Genomic DNA, 16,098 nt, shown 5'->3' with positions numbered 1-16,098 from the left:
GGGCGCGAAGCGTGAAACGCAATTTGATCCGGGCGGGGCTGTTCCTGACAATGCTGGGGCTGGCGGCGCTGCTGGTGTATGGCTGCTTTGTGACCGTGCTGCCGGACCTGTGGCCGGTGGTGAAAAGCGGCGACGAGGCGGCCATTGAGGAATACCTGCGCTCGGCCAGCCAGGTGAAGGGCCTTGTTTGCCTGGGGCTTTTGCAGTTTGTGCAGGTGGTGAGCGTGGTGCTGCCCGGCGCGCCCATTCAGATCGCGGGGGGCGTGGTGTTCGGCACCCTGCGCAGTTTTGCGGTGTGCCATTTGTGCTTTGTGGCGGCCAACGCCTTTGTGTTTTGGCTGGCGCGGCGCCTGGGCTCCCGGCTGGAACAGCTGCTGGGGCTGGAGGAAGCGGGCGGGGGCAAAGCCGCGGAATTTTTAAACTCCAACGACCCGGGGTTCATGGCGGCCCTGGCCTGCCTGATGCCGGGCATCCCCAACGGGATCGTGCCCTACGCGGCCGCCCGCACGGAGCTGACCCTGCGGCGCTTTGCGGGCGCGGTATACCTGGCGAGCCTTGCGCCCATTCTGGTGATGTGCGCGGTGGGGCGGCGGCTGCTCTCGGGCGATTACCTGCCCGCGGCCGGCATGATCGCGGTGCTGCTGGCGGCCATTTTTTTGCTGTGGCGGTACCGGGTGAGGGTGTGGCGGCTGGAGCAGAGGCTGCGGGCCGCGCTGGGCAGGCGGTAGAACGGGCCGAAAAACGAAAAGCACACAGGGCGGGCCGCCCCCAGGGGGAGGGCCCGCCCTGGACTCTTTGGGAGCCGCCGGGGGCGGCTGGAAATTCCGGCGCCGGTATGCTATAGTGGATAACAGAAACTAAAACAGCGGGCGCCGGCCCGCGGGGGAGGGGTGCAGACCATGGACACCGTGATGAACCGCGAACTGCTCGGGGAGCTGGAGGCGCTGAGCGAGCAGGGCCTTTTTTACAAAATGCTGGACGTTCTGCAGGACTATGTGGAGGACGGCGAGGACCAGGGGCGATTTACCCGCGAGGCGGCCGAGGGCGATTTGGAGCTGGCGCTGTGGGTGGCTTACGCCGACCTGAACATCGACGAATACGAGAGCTACTACCAGGCCATCCGCTGGCTGGAACGGGTGCGGGGCGCGGCGTTCGGCAGCGGTGTGTGGTATTACCGGCTGGCCTCGGCCTACATTTACACCGGCCAGCTGCAAAAGGCGCGGGAGACCGCGGAGCAGGGCGCGCAGGTGGCGCCGGATTATGCCTGGGGATGGCTGAACACCGCCAAGCTGCGGGCGCACTTCGGCGACCGGCAGGGGGCGCTGGCCGCCGTGGAGCGGGGCCTTGCGCTGGAACCCGGGGATTACGAGTTCACCCGCACCCGCGCCGAGATCGAGGCGGGCGCGGCGCTGGACGAAATGGAGTGCCACTACATTGACCCGGAGGCGGACCGGCAGCTGCAGACCGACCCGGAGCTGCTGGCGGAAAAGCGCCAGTCGGTGCGGTGCATCCTGTGCGACGAGGAGAACCTGGCGGCGGTGAAGGCCGCCCTGGGTGCGGAAACGTGGGAGTTCGAAGCCCCGTATTGCTACTGCACCCTGCCGTACCAGGGCGGGGAGCTGAGCGCCCGGTTTGATATGAACGAGGCGGGGGTCTCAAAATTTACCGCGGCCTGGGCCGCGCAGCTGGCGGGGCGGCTGGCAGAGCTGGACGGTATGGCCGCGGCGCTGGTGGCCGAAAAGCACCCGGGCGCGCGGCTGGAGCTGGGGCATGTGGTGTTCCAGCGCTCGGGCGGGGTGCTGCTGGGCTACCATGTGGGCAAGAGCCGGGAGGAACGGCTGTATGCCTATGCGGCGTTTGGGGCGGACCTTGCCCCTGTGGGGGGCGTTACTTACCGGGACTATACCGGCGATGAGAACGAGGAAGAGGGCGATTGGGCCGACGGCAGCGGCCAGGGGGACGAGTGGCAGCCGCCCGAGGTGTACAGCGAGCGGGAGCTCGGCCTGCTGGAGGCGCACATTGAAAAATATTTCGGCAGGTTCGACGAGGTGTTCCACGAGCTGGTCAGCCCGGACATCCACGTGGACGTGTATGTGATCGTGCCCACCCCCCAGCGGAATTATTACACGCTTGTGACCGGGGGCATGGGCGCGCACCGCATGAACATCCCCCCCGAGCTTGCGCGGTACAATGTGGACCGGGCCGAGATGCTGCTGCGCCTGCCGCCGGACTGGCAATTCCGGGAGAAGGACGAAAAGTGGTACTGGCCCATCCGCTGGCTGAAATTGCTGGCGCGCCTGCCCCTGGAGCAGGATACCTGGCTTGGCTGGGGGCACACAGTGCCGAACGGCCGGCCCTTTGCGGCCAACACCCTGCTTTCGGGGGTGCTGCTCACCGCGCCGGAGGGGGTGCCCAAGGAGGGCTCGGCCTGCCCCATGCCGGACGGCAGCGAGGTGAACTTTTACCAGGTGCTGCCCCTTTACGACGAGGAGATGGACTACAAGCTGGACCACGACGCGGCCGCCCTGCTGGAACGCATGGAGGCAAAGGGCGCGCTGGCCTGCCCGTATATCCGGCTGGAACGGCCCAACGCCTGCGCCGACGAGCAGCCGGACCCGCCGGTGGATCCCGCTTTTTTGGAGCAGCTGGCCGCCTGGCACGAGGACTGCGAGTACGAAAAGATTGTGGAGGCCATTGAGGCGATCGACCCACAGGAGCGCGGGTATGTGCTGACCGGGCAGCTGGCCCGGGCGCTGAACAACCTGGAGCGCTATGGGGAGGCGGTGGAGCTGCTGCTGGCCACCAAAAAGCGCGGCCGCTCGGACCCGCTGTGGCATTTCCGGCTGGGCTACGCCTATTATTACATGGATCAGGAGATAAAGGCGCTGCCCGAGTTTGAGCGGGCGGATGAGCTTTCGCCCGGGGACGAGGACACCGAGACCTTTCTGCGGTGGTGCCGCTCGGCCATTGCGCTGCCGGTGAGCGTGAAGCCGTTTAAGGCGCGGGTGGAACAGTTCTGGGCGGCCTTTGCAAAAAAAGAGGCGGCGCTGCGGGAGCTGTGGCGGGCGGAGGGCCCGGACGCTGCGGCAAAGGAGCTGGCGGGGCTGCTGAAGATCGCCTTTTCGGCCATGCCGTTTTCGCTGGCCGCGCTTTCGGACGGGCGGCAATGCGTGCTGCTCTCGGCCGAGGGGCGGGCGAACCGGCTGTTCCGGCTGCTGTTCTGGCGGGACGCGGCCCCGGCGGAGCTGGCGGAGCACTGGGAATTCAAGGTGGAATGCCCCCCCTGCGAGGGGGACGGCGAGGACGCGCCCCAGGAGGCGGACGAGCGGGCGATTTTTTACACCAACTACCGCTGCACCCCCGCCGAGGGCGAGGACTGGCTGCTGCGCCAGGACGTGATCGCCGGCAATAGCTGCTGCCAGAGCCTGGTGCGGGCCTATTACCAGGGCGACGACTCCATTATGGACGAGGAGCTGGCCGACGGGGCGGTGTGCGGCTTTTTGTTCTACGCAAGCGCCGGCCTGCCCGAGGCGGAGCTGGTGGAGTTCCGGGGGCGCATCGAGGAGGAGCTGGCCGGGCGCGGCGCGGCGTTTTTGCAGGTGCTGGGCGGCGCCGTGGGCTTTCAGTATTCCTACATTGACTGCATTGCCTTTGACCTGAAGGAGTTTTTGGACCTGGCGGGAGAGATCCTGAACCGGTTCGAACTGCCGGAGATCGGCTTTCACGTGTTCCGGGTGGAGTGCGGAGGCGTGAATATGAAGGCGGAGCCGGAGGACGGGGCGCCGGAGGAGGACTGAGCCTTTTTTGGGGCTTTGCAGGGCGCAGAGAAAAGACAAAAGCCGGGAGGCGGAGCCAACAGGGGCCGCCCCCGGCTTTGTTCATCGTGCGGCGTGGCCGGCCAATTTAACATTCTGCACAAAAAACAGCTAAAAACAGCGCGCAAAACAGTGGCCTTTTTGACCGCCCGGCGCTATAATGGAAAAAGTATGATTAAAAACACCGTGCTTTTCCGCGCTGCGGAGAAAAAACGGGGGCGGAGTCGTTTTTCATGAGAAAAAAGCATGAACTATTGGGTTATACCAGCATGTGGCTCGTGGCGGTGCTGGTGCTGATCGCGCTGCTGGCGCAGAGCGTGGGCGACGCCCGGATCGTGAACTACAGCGGCATGGTGCGGGGGGCGACCCAGAAGCTGGTGAAGGAAGAACTGAACGGCCAGCGGGACGACGCGCTTATTTTGAGGCTGGACGGCATCATTGACAATTTGCAGACCGGGCGGGGGGAATACCAGCTCAACAAGAGCTACAGCGGCGCGTTTCAGACCGAGCTGGCCGAGCTGAAAAGCCTGTGGGGCGACATGAAGACCGAGATCGACCGGGTGCGGGTGGGGGAAGCCGGCGGGCAGGTGCTGTTCGAGATGAGCCAGCGACACTTTGAACTGGCCGACCGGGTGGTGATGAGCGCGGAGGAATACGCGGACAGAAAGCTGATCGTGTCGATTTCTTTTTACCTGGCGGTGCTGCTGTTCTCGGTGGCGATCTACCTGACGGTGGGCCGCAGGGGCCGGGCCGCGGTGGAAAAGAGCCTTTACAGCGACCACCTGACCGGCATTTTGAACCGGGCCGGGTTCGAGGCCGCCGCGGACGAGCTGCTGCACCGGCAGCCGGGCGGGGAATACTGCCTGCTGGAATTCGACGTGGACGACTTTAAGTTTTTGAACAGCACCTATGGCTACGAGCTGGGCAACGAGCTGCTGTGCGCGCTGGCCGGGGCGCTGAGCGCGGCGTATCACGGCGCCGAGCTGTGCGCGAGGCTGGACGCGGATGATTTTGTGGTGCTGGCAAAGCGCACCGGCCGCGAGCAGAAAACGCTGCGGGAGCTGCTGGCCCAGGCCCTGCGCACGCCGCAGCTTGCGGGCGTGGGGGAGTTTGTGAGCTTTACCACGGGCGGCTACGAGGCGCCCGCCGGCGAGCGGGTGCAGACCATGATGGACAAGGTGAGCCTGGCCCACACCAGCGCCAAGGCGGGGGGGCGGGGCTGCACGGCCTGGTACGACGCGCGGCTTTTGGAGCGCATCCAGCAGGAGAGCCAGATGAACAACCGGATGGCCCGCGCGCTGGAGGGGAGCGAATTCCGGCTGTATCTGCAGCCCAAGTACCGGCTGGACAACCTGGAAATGTATGGCGCCGAGGCGCTGGTGCGATGGGATTACCCGGGCCGGGGCCTGGTGTATCCGGACGAATTCATCCCCCTGTTCGAGAGCAGCGGCTCGATCGTGAAGCTGGATTTTTACATGCTGGAACAGGCCTGCATTTACCTGCGCCAGCACATTGACAGCGGCGGCGCGGATTTTGTGGTCTCGGTGAATTTTTCCAGGGTAACCCTTTACACGCAGGGCTTTTTTGCTGCGGTGCTGGACATTGTGGACAAATACCGCCTGCCCCACCGGTGCGTGGAGCTGGAGGTGACCGAGAGCGCGTTCAACGGCATTGTGGAGCCAGTGGTGGACAAGCTGGCCGCCTTGCAGCAAAAGGGGTTCAGCGTGTCGATGGACGACTTCGGCGCGGGATATTCCAGCCTGCACCTGCTGGACAAGCTGCCCATCCAGGTGCTGAAGCTGGACAAGGAGTTTTTGCGGGAAAACAGCCGGGAGGAGCGGGTGAAGCACGTGATCGCCCATGTGGTGGAGTTGGCCCACGATTTGGGAATCGCGGTGGTGTGCGAGGGCGTGGAGACCCGGGAACAGATGGAGTTTTTGCGCGCCGCGGGCTGCGACCGGGCCCAGGGGTATTATTTTTCGCGCCCTGTGCCCAGCGAAACGCTGCAGGTGCCCAAAAGGCAGGCGGAACCCGTGGGGTAAAATATAAAAAACAGAGGTCCGCCCTTCGGCCGGAAACGGCTTTGGGGGCGGGCCTCTGTTTTTTGCGGGGCGGGAAGGTACTCCACGGTGAGGGTGCGGGCGGCCCAGGAAAAGCGGTAACCGCCCCGCACCAGGGGCGAAGCGCGGCGCGGGGTCAGCAGCTCGCGGGCGCGGGCGTCGAACACCAGGGCCGTGCGCGGGCCGCTTTGGGGCAGGAGGGCCGCCATGGCGGCGGCGCAGGCCGGGCAGAAACGGGAGCCCGGCCCGGCCGGGGGCGGAGCCTGGGCTGAAAAGCGCCAGCGGGCGAGGCCGCCGTTATAATCGACCGAGAAGCTTGCGCCGGGGGCGCTGCCGAACATGGAATAGCTGTAAAAGCGGCCCGGCGGCAGGTCCGGGCCATAGATGTCCAGCGCGCGGACCTGCCCCTCGGCGGGGAATACCAGGTAAAAGCGCCCCGGCGTTTCGCTGGCCGGCCGCCCCAAAAGGCAGCTGCCGGTGTGGACGGCCACGGGCCGAGAGGGCCAGGGAAGAGAAGTGATGAGGAAAAACAGACCGAGCAGAATAAAAAAGAAAACGGAACAGGTAACCAGAATCTTTTTGCGCAAGCTTACCACCTCTTGAACTTTTTGTTTTGATAAAAGATGTCGCCTATAAATTCGTGCATCGCTAAACATAATTATTCTATACTTTTCTATACGCGAGAGTCAATAGGATAAAATATAGCTAAACACGAAGTTGAGCGGGGGGTGATGGCTTTGTTTGATTTTGGCGAGAATTTGCGCAAGCTCCGCGAACGGCAGAAGCTGTCACAAAAAGAGCTGGGACGCAGAGTAAACCGAACGGATTCTGTCATCAGCAATTATGAAAACAATCTGAAAACGCCGCCCCTGGACGTGCTGCTGTCGTTCGCCGCGATCTTCAATGTGTCGATGGATGATCTGGTGGGGATCGAAAAGCGCGAGATGGTTTCGATCGAGGCGCTGGACCCGGGGCAGCGGGAGCTGGTCCGCGCGCTGGTGGAGGAGCTGGCGCACGGCTCAACGCCCGCCCGGGGCGGGCTGTCGGGCCGGCAGAGCGAAATTTTGAACCGGCTGATGCAGGAGTTTGCAAGGAAGTGACGCAAGAGAGGGGCCGCCCTGTGGGGCGGCCCCTCTTTGTTGCGCGGAGGAAGAAGGTCAGTCGATCACGGTCTTGGTGCGGCCGATGCCCACCACGGCGGCGGTGATCTTTTTCCAGGTGTTGCAGCCGCAGATGCCGTCTGCGGAGAGGCCCACGCGGCGCTGGTAGGCGCGCAGGGCGCTTTCGGTGTTGGCGCCGAATTTGCCGTCCAGGGTTTTGGTGCTGTAGCCCAGGGCGTTCAGGGCGTCCTGCAGGATGAGCACGTAGGTGTTCACGCAGCCGCGGCGCACGGTGGGGTAGCCGGCGGTGGTGCCGCTGCAGGCGGGCTTGCCGTAGCGGCGGTCGAAGTGCACCCAGGTGGGGGTCATGCTCTGGGGCTCCACATAGCCCCAGGCGCCGGTGGCCTTGGCCGCGTTCCAGATGGCGTTGCGCGCCGCAGAGCCCTGGCCCTGGCCCACGTCGAAGGAGACGCCCGCGTAGTGCTGGCTGCGGGTGCCGTGGCCGCCCTCCCAGATGCGCTTGAAGGCGTAGCCCACGTGGATGCCGCTGCCGTAGCGCCGCCGGGTGAGGTTCCAGGCCTCCATGGCGGCGGTGGTGGTCCACAGGGTGGGGCTGGCGCTGCTGCCCCGGAACTCTTTGACCCGCAGGGTGCTGCCATAACTGTAGGGCATGGGGTCGTTCTCGGTGCGGTTATAAACCATCATTTTGTTTGTGTACGCATCGTACACGAAGATCTTCGCCATACTAGCTTCTCTCCTCTCGGTTACCGGGTGATGATGTCGAGCGCTTGAGGGATGGGGTTGTCGAGCAGGGCCCAGATGCTGTCCCAGGTCTCCTTATCCACAACGCCGGTGATGGGCAGGCCCAGGCCCTCCTGGAAAAGCTTGACCGCCTGCTCGGTGGAGGCGCCGAACACACCGTCCACCGGCACGAAGTCGGCCACGCAGTACAGCACCGCGATGGCGTTCATGGCCTGCTGCAGCTGCATCACCGCGCCGCCCGCAGAGCCCAGCGCCATCACGTAGCCGGGGTATTCCTCGGTGCCGGCCTGGGCCTCGGTCTCGCTGCCGCCCGCCGCCAGGCTGATGAAGGTGGCGGTGAGGGCGTTCCAGGTGAACTCGTCGGCGATGCCGGTCACGGGCAGATTGAACTCCTGCTGGTAGCTTTTCAGCGAGTCTTCGGTGAGCGGGCCGAACACGCCGTCCACCCCGCCGGGGTCCTGAACAGGGTCGTAGAAGTAGCCGATGTACTGCAGCAGATACTGGAGATAGGCCACGTCGGTGCTCTCATCGCCCCGCTGCACGTCCTTGCCGGGCCAGGGCAGCAGGTCGTAGGCCTGAAGAAGGCCGTCCTGGCTGCGGAGCTTCTGGCTCTGCTCGTACAGGGCCGCCCAGGTGGCGGGGCCGATTACGCCGTCCTGCGTGAGGCCGAACAGAGCCTGGAACGCCCGCACCGCGGCGGCGGTGGCGGGGCCGTACTCGCCGTCGATGTTGATGCGGGGGATGGAGGAGTAGTAGGCCGAAGCCAGCACCAGGTAATACTGGGCCTCGCGCACCGCGCGGCCGGTGCTGCCCTGGCGCAGCGGGCTGCCGGGGTAGGTGCCGGGGCGCTGGTTCGGGGCCAGCAGCTGGTTGGTCACGTCGCCGTAGATCTCGTACATCTTCTGCCAGGTGGCGGGGCCCACCACGCCGTCGGCGGTCAGGCCGAATTCGCGCTGGAAGGCGCGGACCGCGGCCTCGGTGCCGCTGCCGAAGATGCCGTCCACCGCCGGGGCGGTGATGGAGGAGTAGTTGGAGGCGACGATGCGCAGCCAGAACTGCACCTTGCGCACGCTGTCGCCCCGGCTGCCATTGCGCAGCGGGGTGCCCGGGTAGCCGTTGGCGCTTTGGTTCACGTCGTTTTGGAGGCTCAGGTACTGGGCGTAGATGGCGTCCCAGGTCATGCGGCCCACCACGCCGTCGTCCAGCAGGCCGTACTTTTTCTGGAAAGCCTTTACCGCGGCCTCGGTGCCGCTGCCGAACACGCCGTCCACCGTGAGGTCAGGCAGGGAGGGGTCGAACTCGGAGAGCTGCTGCAGCCAGAACTGGAGCTGCTGCACGCTGTTGCCGGTGGAGCCCCGGCGCAGCGGGGTACCCGGGTAGTTCGAGCCGGTGATCGTGTCCTGGCTGCCGGTGGGCTTTTCGCCCTCGCTGGTGAGCTGGGCCAGCTTTTTAACGCTGGTGTAGATGTAGCTGATCTTGTACCAGGTGGAGCGGCCCACCACGCCGTCCTGCGCGAGGTTGAACTGCTTTTGGAAAGCCTTGACCACCCGTTCGGTGGCGTCGCCGAACACGCCGTCCACGCCGGGGTTGCCGAAGAACGGGTAGTTTTTGGCGATGCGGGTGAGCTGCCGCTGGATGATGCTCACATACTTGCCGGTGGAACCCTTGCGCAGCGGGGTGCCGGGGTAGCTTTGGGGGATGGACTGGATGTTGGTGGTGCGCACGATCTCGATGTTGTTGCCGTAATAGTAACGCAGGATCTGCAGGGCGTTCATGCCCGCGTTGGCCCGGTCCACGGTGCCCCACTGCTTCATGCCCTTGCAGCTCACGGTCTTGCCGTCGCAGTACTCGGTATAATAGGGATCGATGGTGCCGGTGCGGCGCACGTAGGTGTTGAAGATATCGTCGGTGATGCGCTGCATCACCTCAAAGATGTTGCGCTTGTGCACATAGTACTGGTCAAAGCTGGTGGAATTGGTGATGGTGAAGTTGTAGCCCCGGCTGGGGTACCACTCGGTATACACGCGGTTGAGCGCCAGGCTGATCTGGGCGTGGATGTTGGCCCGCAGCGCCTGCTCGGGCCAGGTGGGATATACCTCGCTGGAGGCCACGTTTGCGATGTACTGCCGGAACGACACGGTCACGTTCTGGGCGCTGGAGGTGGGCCGGCCCAGGTGTACCGTGACGTTTTCGGGGATGATGGGGGCCTCCAGGATGCGGGGTGTGCAGCGCTGCACGGGGGCCTGGCTCGAGGGACCCTCGGGCCGGTAGAGCGAGTGGGGCGGAACGTCGAAGGTCTCGGGCAGGGGGATGGGCGCGCCCAGCCGCTGCAGAGGCAGCATTTCCAGCTCCACCAGGGCCACCTCGCAGGCGAACACCTGGATGCCCTCCAGGGTCACGGTCTGATAGCCGTTTTTTTCGGCGGTCAGGTTCCACACGCTGTAGGGGCGCTGTTCGTTGTCCTCGTTCAGCGAGAGCTCCCGGTCCGGTGTGGGAAGACAGACGTCCCCGGCAATGCCGTCGCTGTCTGTGGAAAAGGCGTAGGGCTTCGGTGCCACGGCGTCGGCGTTCGTGATCGTCACGGACACGTCCGGCACCGGCGCGCTGAAGCGCGCGGCAAAGCTCTGCACCCGCAGTGTTCCAGTCATCATTGGGCAAAACTCCTTTGCTTCAGATATCGGTAGAAATGTGTGCTGCCCCACCTTATTCTGCGGCGTGCAAAGCTGTGCCCCTTGGCTTTTGGGGCAAATTGTACTATACTGAAAATAACGATTTTTTTGTGCGGGAAAGGGGATACTTTTATGAGATATACGCTGGAAAATGAATTTTTGACCGTTCAGGCCGAGAGCCTGGGCGCGGAGCTGGTGAGCGTTGTGGACAAGGCCACCGGGGCCGAGATGCTGTGGCACGGCGACCCGAAGGTCTGGCCCCGGCAGGCGCCCATTCTGTTCCCCTACTGCGGCAGGCTGCGCGGTGGGCGTTACACCCTGGACGGCGCGGAATACCAGTGCCCCCAGCACGGCATTGCGCGGGATTACGAGCACGAATTTTTGGGCGTATTCGGCAGCGAGATGCGCTTTTGCCTGCGCTCGAACGCGGACACGCTGGAGCGCTTTCCCCGCGAATTTGAGCTGACCAGCAGCTTTGGCTTGTGCGGGCGCACCCTGCGCCATACCCTGACGGTAAAGAACACGGGCGAAAAAGAGCTGCGCTTTGGCATTGGGTACCACCCGGGATTTGCCCTTCCCTTTGACGGGGCCCACACCACCCGGGATTATGAGCTGCGGTTCGACACGCCCCAGACCCCGGCGGTGGTGGAGACCGGCACCGGCGAGGACGCGGGACTTGTGACCGGCGAAACCCGCCTTTTGATGAAAAAGAGCGCGGTGATCCCGCTGGAGGACCGGATGTTCGACAGCGATTCCATCTGCATGGGCGCGCTCTCGGCCAAGACCCTGAGCATTGTGGAAAAGGACAGCGGCCGCGCGGTGCGGGTGGGCATTGAGGGGTACCCCTATGTGCTGATCTGGAGCATGCCCGGAGACCCGGCGCTGCAATTTATCTGCGTGGAGCCTTGGCACAGCCTGCCGGACCGGGTGGACGCCGCCGGAGACTGGAACGAAAAGCCCTGCGCCGCGGCCCTTGCGCCCGGCGGGGAATGGCACACCGACCTGAATATGACCTTTGACCGATAAAACCCGGCGCGGGGCCCGGCGGCCCCGCCCCCAATGAGGAGGACCCGCCCATGCCCACCCCGTTTGAGAGCCGCACCGCCCTGGTTTTGGGGCAGGAGGGCGTGGAAAAGCTGCACGCCGCCCATGTGATCGTGTTCGGCCTGGGGGGCGTGGGCGGCTATGCGGCCGAGGCCCTGGCCCGGGCAGGGGTGGGCCGCCTGACCCTGGTGGACGACGACCGGGTGGCCGAGAGCAACCTGAACCGGCAGATCCTTGCTTTGACGGGCACGGTGGGGCGGCCCAAGGCGGAGGTGGCGGCCGAGCGCATCCGGCAGATCAACCCCGCCTGCACGGCAAGGGCGGTGGCGCTGTTTTACACCCCGGAAACGGCGGACGCGCTGCCTTTTGAGGGGGCGGATTACGTGGTGGACGCGGTGGACACCGTGACCGCAAAGCTGGAGATCATCGGCCGGGCCCGGGCGGCGGGGGTGCCGGTGATCAGCTGCATGGGCACCGGCAACAAGCTGCACCCGGAGCTGCTGCGCCTTTCGGTGCTGGAAAAAACCGAGGGCTGCCCGCTGGCGCGGGTGATGCGCCGGGAGTGCCGGGCGCGGGGCTACAAAAACGTGCCGGTGGTCTTTTCGCCCGAGGCGCCGATAAAGCCCCGGGCGGAGTATGCCGAGGCCGCTGCGCCCGGGCCGCAGCCCGGGCGGCCGGGCTGCCCCAAGCGGCAGGCACCGGGCAGCGTGAGCTTTGTGCCGGGCGCCGCGGGCCTGCTGTTGGCGGGCAAGGTGGTGCGGGAGATCGCCGGTGTGGAATAAGGGGGAGAACGTGAAAAAGCGCGGGAGCTGAATGCTTCCGCGCTTTTTGCCGTTGTTTTTTACAGGTCACAGGCGGTCAGCCCCCGGGGCCGGCCGGGAAGCTCACACAGATGCTGAGGGTGTGCTTCTGGCAGCGGGCGGTGATGGAACCGCCCAGCTGTTCGGTGAGGACCCTCGCGATGGAAAGGCCGAGCCCGGTGGAGCCGTGCGCCGTTTCCACCGTGAAAAAGCGGTCGAACAGCTTGCCCACCTGAACTTCATCCAGCCCGGGGGCGGTGTTGGAAAAGGTGAGCGCGCCGGTGGCCAGCAGGGTGATCTCCAGGTCGCCGCCGCTGTATTTGAGGGCGTTTGAGAGGATGTTGCCGAAAATGCGGGCCAGGGCCCCGGCGTTCAGCCGGCGCACCACCGGCGTTTCGGGCATGCGGATGACCGGCTGGATGCCCCGCGCCTTCAGGGGGGCGTAAAAATCGGCAACGCTTTGCTCGAGCGCGCGGTTCAGCTCCACCGGCTCCAGGGGCAGGGGCTGCGCAGGCGAGGCGGCCACCGAGTAGCGCAGAAGCTCCTCGGTGAGCTGCTTCATGGCCTGCGCCCGCTCCTGGATATGACCGAGATACCGCGCCGCCTCGGGGGTCTGGGGCTGCTGCTCCAGCAGGTCCAAATAGCCGCAGATGGCGGTGAGCGGGGTGCGCAGGTCGTGGGAGATGTTGGTGACCGCCTCTTTGAGCTCCCGGTCGCCGCCCAGATACTGCCGGCGCTGGCGGCGCAGCAGCCGCAGCTGCCCGTTCAGCTGGGCGGCCAGGCGGCGGGCGTGGCGGTCGCGGGAGGAGATGGAAAGCAGGGTATTGGTGTCGGAAGAGAGGCGATCGCTGAGCTGGGCGCTGATCTCGCCCATGCTTTTTTGCAAAAGCCGCAGCTTTATAAAAAGCAGCAGCAGAGCTGCGGCCAGCACACCGCACAACAGCCAGAGCAAAAGCATGGGATCACCCGCCTTTTTGGTTTAGATGGCTGTGCCCCCGCCGCCCAAACGGCAGCCGGGGCAGCCGGCCTGAAAATGGCCCCCGCTGCGCTGCGGCTATTTTAAGTCTTTTTTGCGGAAGGTCCACAGGCCGGCGATAACGGCGGCCGCTGTGAGGAAGAGCGAACACAAAGCCTCGCGCACAGGGTGGGCGAGCTCGAGGTTCGCCAGAAGGATGCTTTGGCCGGTGGGCAGCAGGTCCAGCAGAAATTCACAGGCCGCGCGCGCCCCGCCGCTGATATAATCGGGGTTGGGGACGGGCTCGCCCATGGTCATGCCCTCGGCGGTGATGACGACGCCGCTGAGCATTTCGGGCTCGCAGAGCCGGTTGTAGAGCATGCTGGCGCACACCAGCAGAGCCAAAAACAGCAGGATCGAGACCACAGCCCCGACCGCCCTGTTGGTGAACGCAGTGGACACCCAGGTGAAGATGGCGGTAAGGGCGGCCAGAAACAGCACGGTGAGCAGCAGGCAGAGGGCGAGGCCGGTGCCCCCGAGCTTCCAGGGGCCCAGAAAGGGGATCCCGACCAGCCCCCCCGCGAGCCAGGCGGCCATGAACAGCAGGGCCGCGCAGAACGAGACCGACAGGTCCGCCAGGTAGACCGCGGTGCGGCTGTGGCCCACCACCAGCTTGTTGCGCACGGTGCCGTCGCTGTAGTCCGTGCCCAAAAACAGGCTGGTGAAGACCGCCCCGAACAGGCCCAGCGCCGGTGCCAAATTGAAGTAGAAGTGGTCGAGCTGATACACAAAGCCGGAATCCGCATTCGCGGCCGCTTGGCGGCAGCCGTTCAGCATGGAGAAGGCCGAACACACCGCCAGGGCGGCAAGGCACAGCCAGAAGACCCGGTCCCTGCGCAGGCGGGCAAAATTGGCGCCGAGGAGGTTATTCATGCCCGCCACCCCCCACCAAATTCATGTAATAGCTCTCGAGGCTCTCGTCCCGTTCCTGCAAGGAGAGCAGCTCGCACTGCTGGGCGGCCAGGGCCAGGGCGAGCCGGGAGACGTTCACCTGGGCGAACACGTCCGCCGTGTGGTCCGAGAGCAGGGTATACCCGAGGCCCATCTCCCCCAGTACCCGGGCCAGGGCCTTGGCGTCGGACACTTCCACCCGCACGCATTTGCGGCAGGCGGCCTCGAGCTCGGGGGCGCTGATCTCCTTGATGATGCGGCCGCCGTCGATAAAGCCGTAATGGGTGGCCAGCTTTGCCAGCTCGCCCAGAATGTGGCTGGAAATGAGCACGGTGATCTGCTGCTGGCGGTTGAGCTTAAGGATGAGTTCCCGTATTTCAACGATGCCCTGGGGATCGAGGCCGTTTATCGGCTCGTCCAGCACCAGAAGGTCCGGGTCGCCCGCCAGCGCCACGGCGATGCCCAGCCGCTGCTTCATGCCCAGGGAGAAGTTGCGGGCCTTTTTGCGGCCGGCATTTTGCAGGCCGACCAGCGCCAGCAGGCCGGGGATGCCCTCGAAGGAGGGCAGGCCCAGAATGCGGTACTGCTGCTTCAGGTTTTCCTCGGCGGTGAGGTCAAGATAGATGGAGGGGGTTTCCACCACGGCCCCCATGCGGCGGCGGGCCGCCCGGATGCCGGGCTGCCGGTGGGATGCGCCGTAGAGGGCGTATTCGCCCGAGGTGGGGCTTTGCAGCCCGCAGATGACGCGGATGAGGGTGGTTTTGCCCGCGCCGTTTTTGCCCACGAAGCCGTAAATGGCCCCCTTGGGCACATGCAGGGTGAGCTGGTCCAGCGCTTTAAAATGGCCGTACCGCTTGCTTAAAGCGTCGGTGGTGAGAACGTATTCCAAGTGTTCAGCCTCCTTTGGTTTTCTGCGGCCATTCTACCGCGAAACAGTAAAGGAAGCGGTAAAGAAAAGGGTAAAGAAATGGTATGGATCAGGCCTTGCTGAGCTTGAAGCCGATGCCCCACACCGCCTCGATATACTCCCTGCCGCCCGCCTGCCGCAGCTTTTTGCGCAGGTTGCTGACGTGCATTTTGAGGGAGGACTCGGTGCAGTCTGGCGTGTCTTGGGAAATGCGGTCCAGCAGCAGCGACTTTGTGACCACCTGGGTGGGGTTTTGCATGAGAAGTTTCAGGATGGCGTACTCGGTGCGGGTGAGGTGGACCGGGGCGCCGGAGACTGTGACTTGGCGGGAAACGGCGTTCAGCCAAAGATCGGAAAAGGAGAGCACCGGGCCCGGGGCGCCGGGGGCGCCGCGCAGGGCCACCGCGACCCGGGCGAGCAGCTCGCGCAGCTCGAAGGGCTTGGTGATATAATCGGCTGCGCCGCCCAGCAACAGCTCCACTTTGCAGTCCACGGCGGCCTTGGCGCTGACCACGATCACGGGGATGCCCTTGAGCCGCGGCAGAATCTCCTCGCCCGGGAGACCGGGCAGCATCAGGTCCAGCAGCACCAGGTCCGGCCGGGCTGCGCCCAACGCCAGCAGCGCCTCGGTGCCGGAGTAGGCCCGGGACACCCCGTAGCCCTGCCTGGTGAGTGCCTCCTGCAGCAGATCGCCGATGTGGGGGTCGTCGTCGATGATGAGAATGTGTTTCATGGTGGATCGCCTCGCAATGTTTTAAAAAGATCGCGGCGCCGGACCGAAAAGCCCGGGCGGCGGGGCAGGGCTTACAAAAAGGTCAGCCCTGAAGCAACTCGGCCCCCTGACACCAGGTGCGGGCGGTGGGTGGGCTATCTGGCGGCACCAAGCCAAAGGTGTAGCGCACCAGCAGGCCGGAGGGAAGATGGGCGGTCACCAGAACGGTTTCGCCCTCGCGGGCGTATTCCAGCGGGAGAGAGCCGTCTTCGAGAGAATCGGCAAGCGCCTGCTGGTGTTCATAAGGAAGAAGCGGCAGCTCC

14 protein-coding genes are annotated in these 16,098 nt (G+C 65.0%); 6 read left to right on the top strand and 8 right to left on the bottom strand.

Annotated elements, in window-relative coordinates; genetic code table 11:
* The 3 genes from ACMLHZ_RS07420 to ACMLHZ_RS07410 form a co-directional block, all read left to right on the top strand.
* On the top strand, positions 1–728 hold a 728-nt coding region (locus tag ACMLHZ_RS07420; protein ID WP_418667125.1), incomplete at its 5' end, for a TVP38/TMEM64 family protein.
* Positions 729–899: 171 nt separating this feature from the next.
* A complete protein-coding gene (locus ACMLHZ_RS07415) occupies positions 900–3,797 on the top strand; it encodes a suppressor of fused domain protein (RefSeq protein WP_418667124.1) in 2,898 nt (965 codons plus the stop codon).
* A 251-nt stretch (positions 3,798–4,048) separates the two neighbouring features.
* Entirely contained in the window at positions 4,049–5,857 is a 1,809-nt protein-coding gene (locus ACMLHZ_RS07410) for a putative bifunctional diguanylate cyclase/phosphodiesterase (protein WP_418667123.1), read from the top strand.
* On the opposite strand, the gene ACMLHZ_RS07405 is transcribed toward ACMLHZ_RS07410, so the two are convergent.
* Complete coding sequence (locus tag ACMLHZ_RS07405; RefSeq protein ID WP_418667122.1) at positions 5,788–6,462, bottom strand: hypothetical protein; 675 nt, start codon at positions 6,460–6,462, stop codon at positions 5,788–5,790. The two genes, ACMLHZ_RS07410 and ACMLHZ_RS07405, sit on opposite strands and share 70 nt — an antisense overlap.
* Positions 6,463–6,612: 150 nt before the next feature.
* Here ACMLHZ_RS07405 and ACMLHZ_RS07400 point away from each other — a divergent pair, with 150 nt between their 5' ends.
* Complete coding sequence (locus ACMLHZ_RS07400) at positions 6,613–6,975, top strand: helix-turn-helix domain-containing protein (protein ID WP_418667121.1); 363 nt, start codon at positions 6,613–6,615, stop codon at positions 6,973–6,975.
* Positions 6,976–7,032: 57 nt separating this feature from the next.
* On the opposite strand, the gene ACMLHZ_RS07395 is transcribed toward ACMLHZ_RS07400, so the two are convergent.
* Together ACMLHZ_RS07395 and ACMLHZ_RS07390 are read right to left on the bottom strand one after the other, a co-directional pair.
* Positions 7,033–7,719, bottom strand: a complete 687-nt coding sequence (locus ACMLHZ_RS07395; protein WP_418667120.1) for a peptidoglycan-binding domain-containing protein — start codon at positions 7,717–7,719, stop codon at positions 7,033–7,035.
* A 20-nt stretch (positions 7,720–7,739) separates the two neighbouring features.
* On the bottom strand, positions 7,740–10,388 hold the full coding sequence (locus ACMLHZ_RS07390; protein ID WP_418667119.1) for a peptidoglycan-binding protein: 2,649 nt from the start codon (positions 10,386–10,388) through the stop codon (positions 7,740–7,742).
* Between the two features lie 150 nt (positions 10,389–10,538).
* Here ACMLHZ_RS07390 and ACMLHZ_RS07385 point away from each other — a divergent pair, with 150 nt between their 5' ends.
* Entirely contained in the window at positions 10,539–11,432 is an 894-nt protein-coding gene (locus tag ACMLHZ_RS07385) for an aldose 1-epimerase family protein (RefSeq protein ID WP_418667118.1), read from the top strand.
* Between the two features lie 50 nt (positions 11,433–11,482).
* Entirely contained in the window at positions 11,483–12,232 is a 750-nt protein-coding gene (locus tag ACMLHZ_RS07380; protein WP_418667117.1) for a ThiF family adenylyltransferase, read from the top strand.
* A 76-nt stretch (positions 12,233–12,308) separates the two neighbouring features.
* Here the strand turns inward: ACMLHZ_RS07380 and ACMLHZ_RS07375 are convergent, their stop codons facing one another.
* The 5 genes from ACMLHZ_RS07375 to ACMLHZ_RS07355 form a co-directional block, all read right to left on the bottom strand.
* Complete coding sequence (locus ACMLHZ_RS07375; protein WP_418667116.1) at positions 12,309–13,208, bottom strand: sensor histidine kinase; 900 nt, start codon at positions 13,206–13,208, stop codon at positions 12,309–12,311.
* Between the two features lie 96 nt (positions 13,209–13,304).
* Positions 13,305–14,138, bottom strand: coding sequence for an ABC transporter permease subunit (locus ACMLHZ_RS07370; RefSeq protein WP_418667115.1), 834 nt, complete (start codon positions 14,136–14,138; stop codon positions 13,305–13,307).
* Positions 14,131–15,045, bottom strand: a complete 915-nt coding sequence (locus ACMLHZ_RS07365; RefSeq protein ID WP_418667114.1) for an ATP-binding cassette domain-containing protein — start codon at positions 15,043–15,045, stop codon at positions 14,131–14,133. The genes ACMLHZ_RS07370 and ACMLHZ_RS07365 overlap by 8 nt, the downstream gene beginning before the upstream one ends.
* A gap of 88 nt (positions 15,046–15,133) precedes the next feature.
* Positions 15,134–15,796 (bottom strand): response regulator transcription factor, encoded by a 663-nt coding sequence (locus ACMLHZ_RS07360; RefSeq protein WP_418667113.1) that lies wholly within the window; start codon positions 15,794–15,796, stop codon positions 15,134–15,136.
* Between the two features lie 82 nt (positions 15,797–15,878).
* Positions 15,879–16,098, bottom strand: a 220-nt coding sequence (locus ACMLHZ_RS07355; RefSeq protein WP_418667112.1) for a hypothetical protein, incomplete at its 5' end; no start/stop codon positions are given.

Source organism: Allofournierella sp. (genome assembly GCF_048388525.1).
Taxonomy (GTDB): Bacteria; Bacillota; Clostridia; order Oscillospirales; family Ruminococcaceae; genus BQOK01.
The sequence above is the reverse complement of the archived record's forward strand: the minus strand, read 5'-3'. Positions and strand labels throughout refer to the sequence as shown.

What these genes read in the sequence shown, in the direction of transcription:
- ACMLHZ_RS07415 (WP_418667124.1), top strand. Translation starts at nt 900, where the DNA reads ATGGACACCGTGATGAACCGCGAACTGCTCGGGGAGCTGGAGGCGCTG.
- ACMLHZ_RS07410 (WP_418667123.1), top strand. Translation starts at nt 4,049, where the DNA reads ATGAGAAAAAAGCATGAACTATTGGGTTATACCAGCATGTGGCTCGTG.
- ACMLHZ_RS07395 (WP_418667120.1), bottom strand. Translation starts at nt 7,719, where the DNA reads ATGGCGAAGATCTTCGTGTACGATGCGTACACAAACAAAATGATGGTT.
- ACMLHZ_RS07390 (WP_418667119.1), bottom strand. Translation starts at nt 10,388, where the DNA reads ATGATGACTGGAACACTGCGGGTGCAGAGCTTTGCCGCGCGCTTCAGC.
- ACMLHZ_RS07385 (WP_418667118.1), top strand. Translation starts at nt 10,539, where the DNA reads ATGAGATATACGCTGGAAAATGAATTTTTGACCGTTCAGGCCGAGAGC.
- ACMLHZ_RS07380 (WP_418667117.1), top strand. Translation starts at nt 11,483, where the DNA reads ATGCCCACCCCGTTTGAGAGCCGCACCGCCCTGGTTTTGGGGCAGGAG.
- ACMLHZ_RS07375 (WP_418667116.1), bottom strand. Translation starts at nt 13,208, where the DNA reads ATGCTTTTGCTCTGGCTGTTGTGCGGTGTGCTGGCCGCAGCTCTGCTG.
- ACMLHZ_RS07370 (WP_418667115.1), bottom strand. Translation starts at nt 14,138, where the DNA reads ATGAATAACCTCCTCGGCGCCAATTTTGCCCGCCTGCGCAGGGACCGG.
- ACMLHZ_RS07360 (WP_418667113.1), bottom strand. Translation starts at nt 15,796, where the DNA reads ATGAAACACATTCTCATCATCGACGACGACCCCCACATCGGCGATCTG.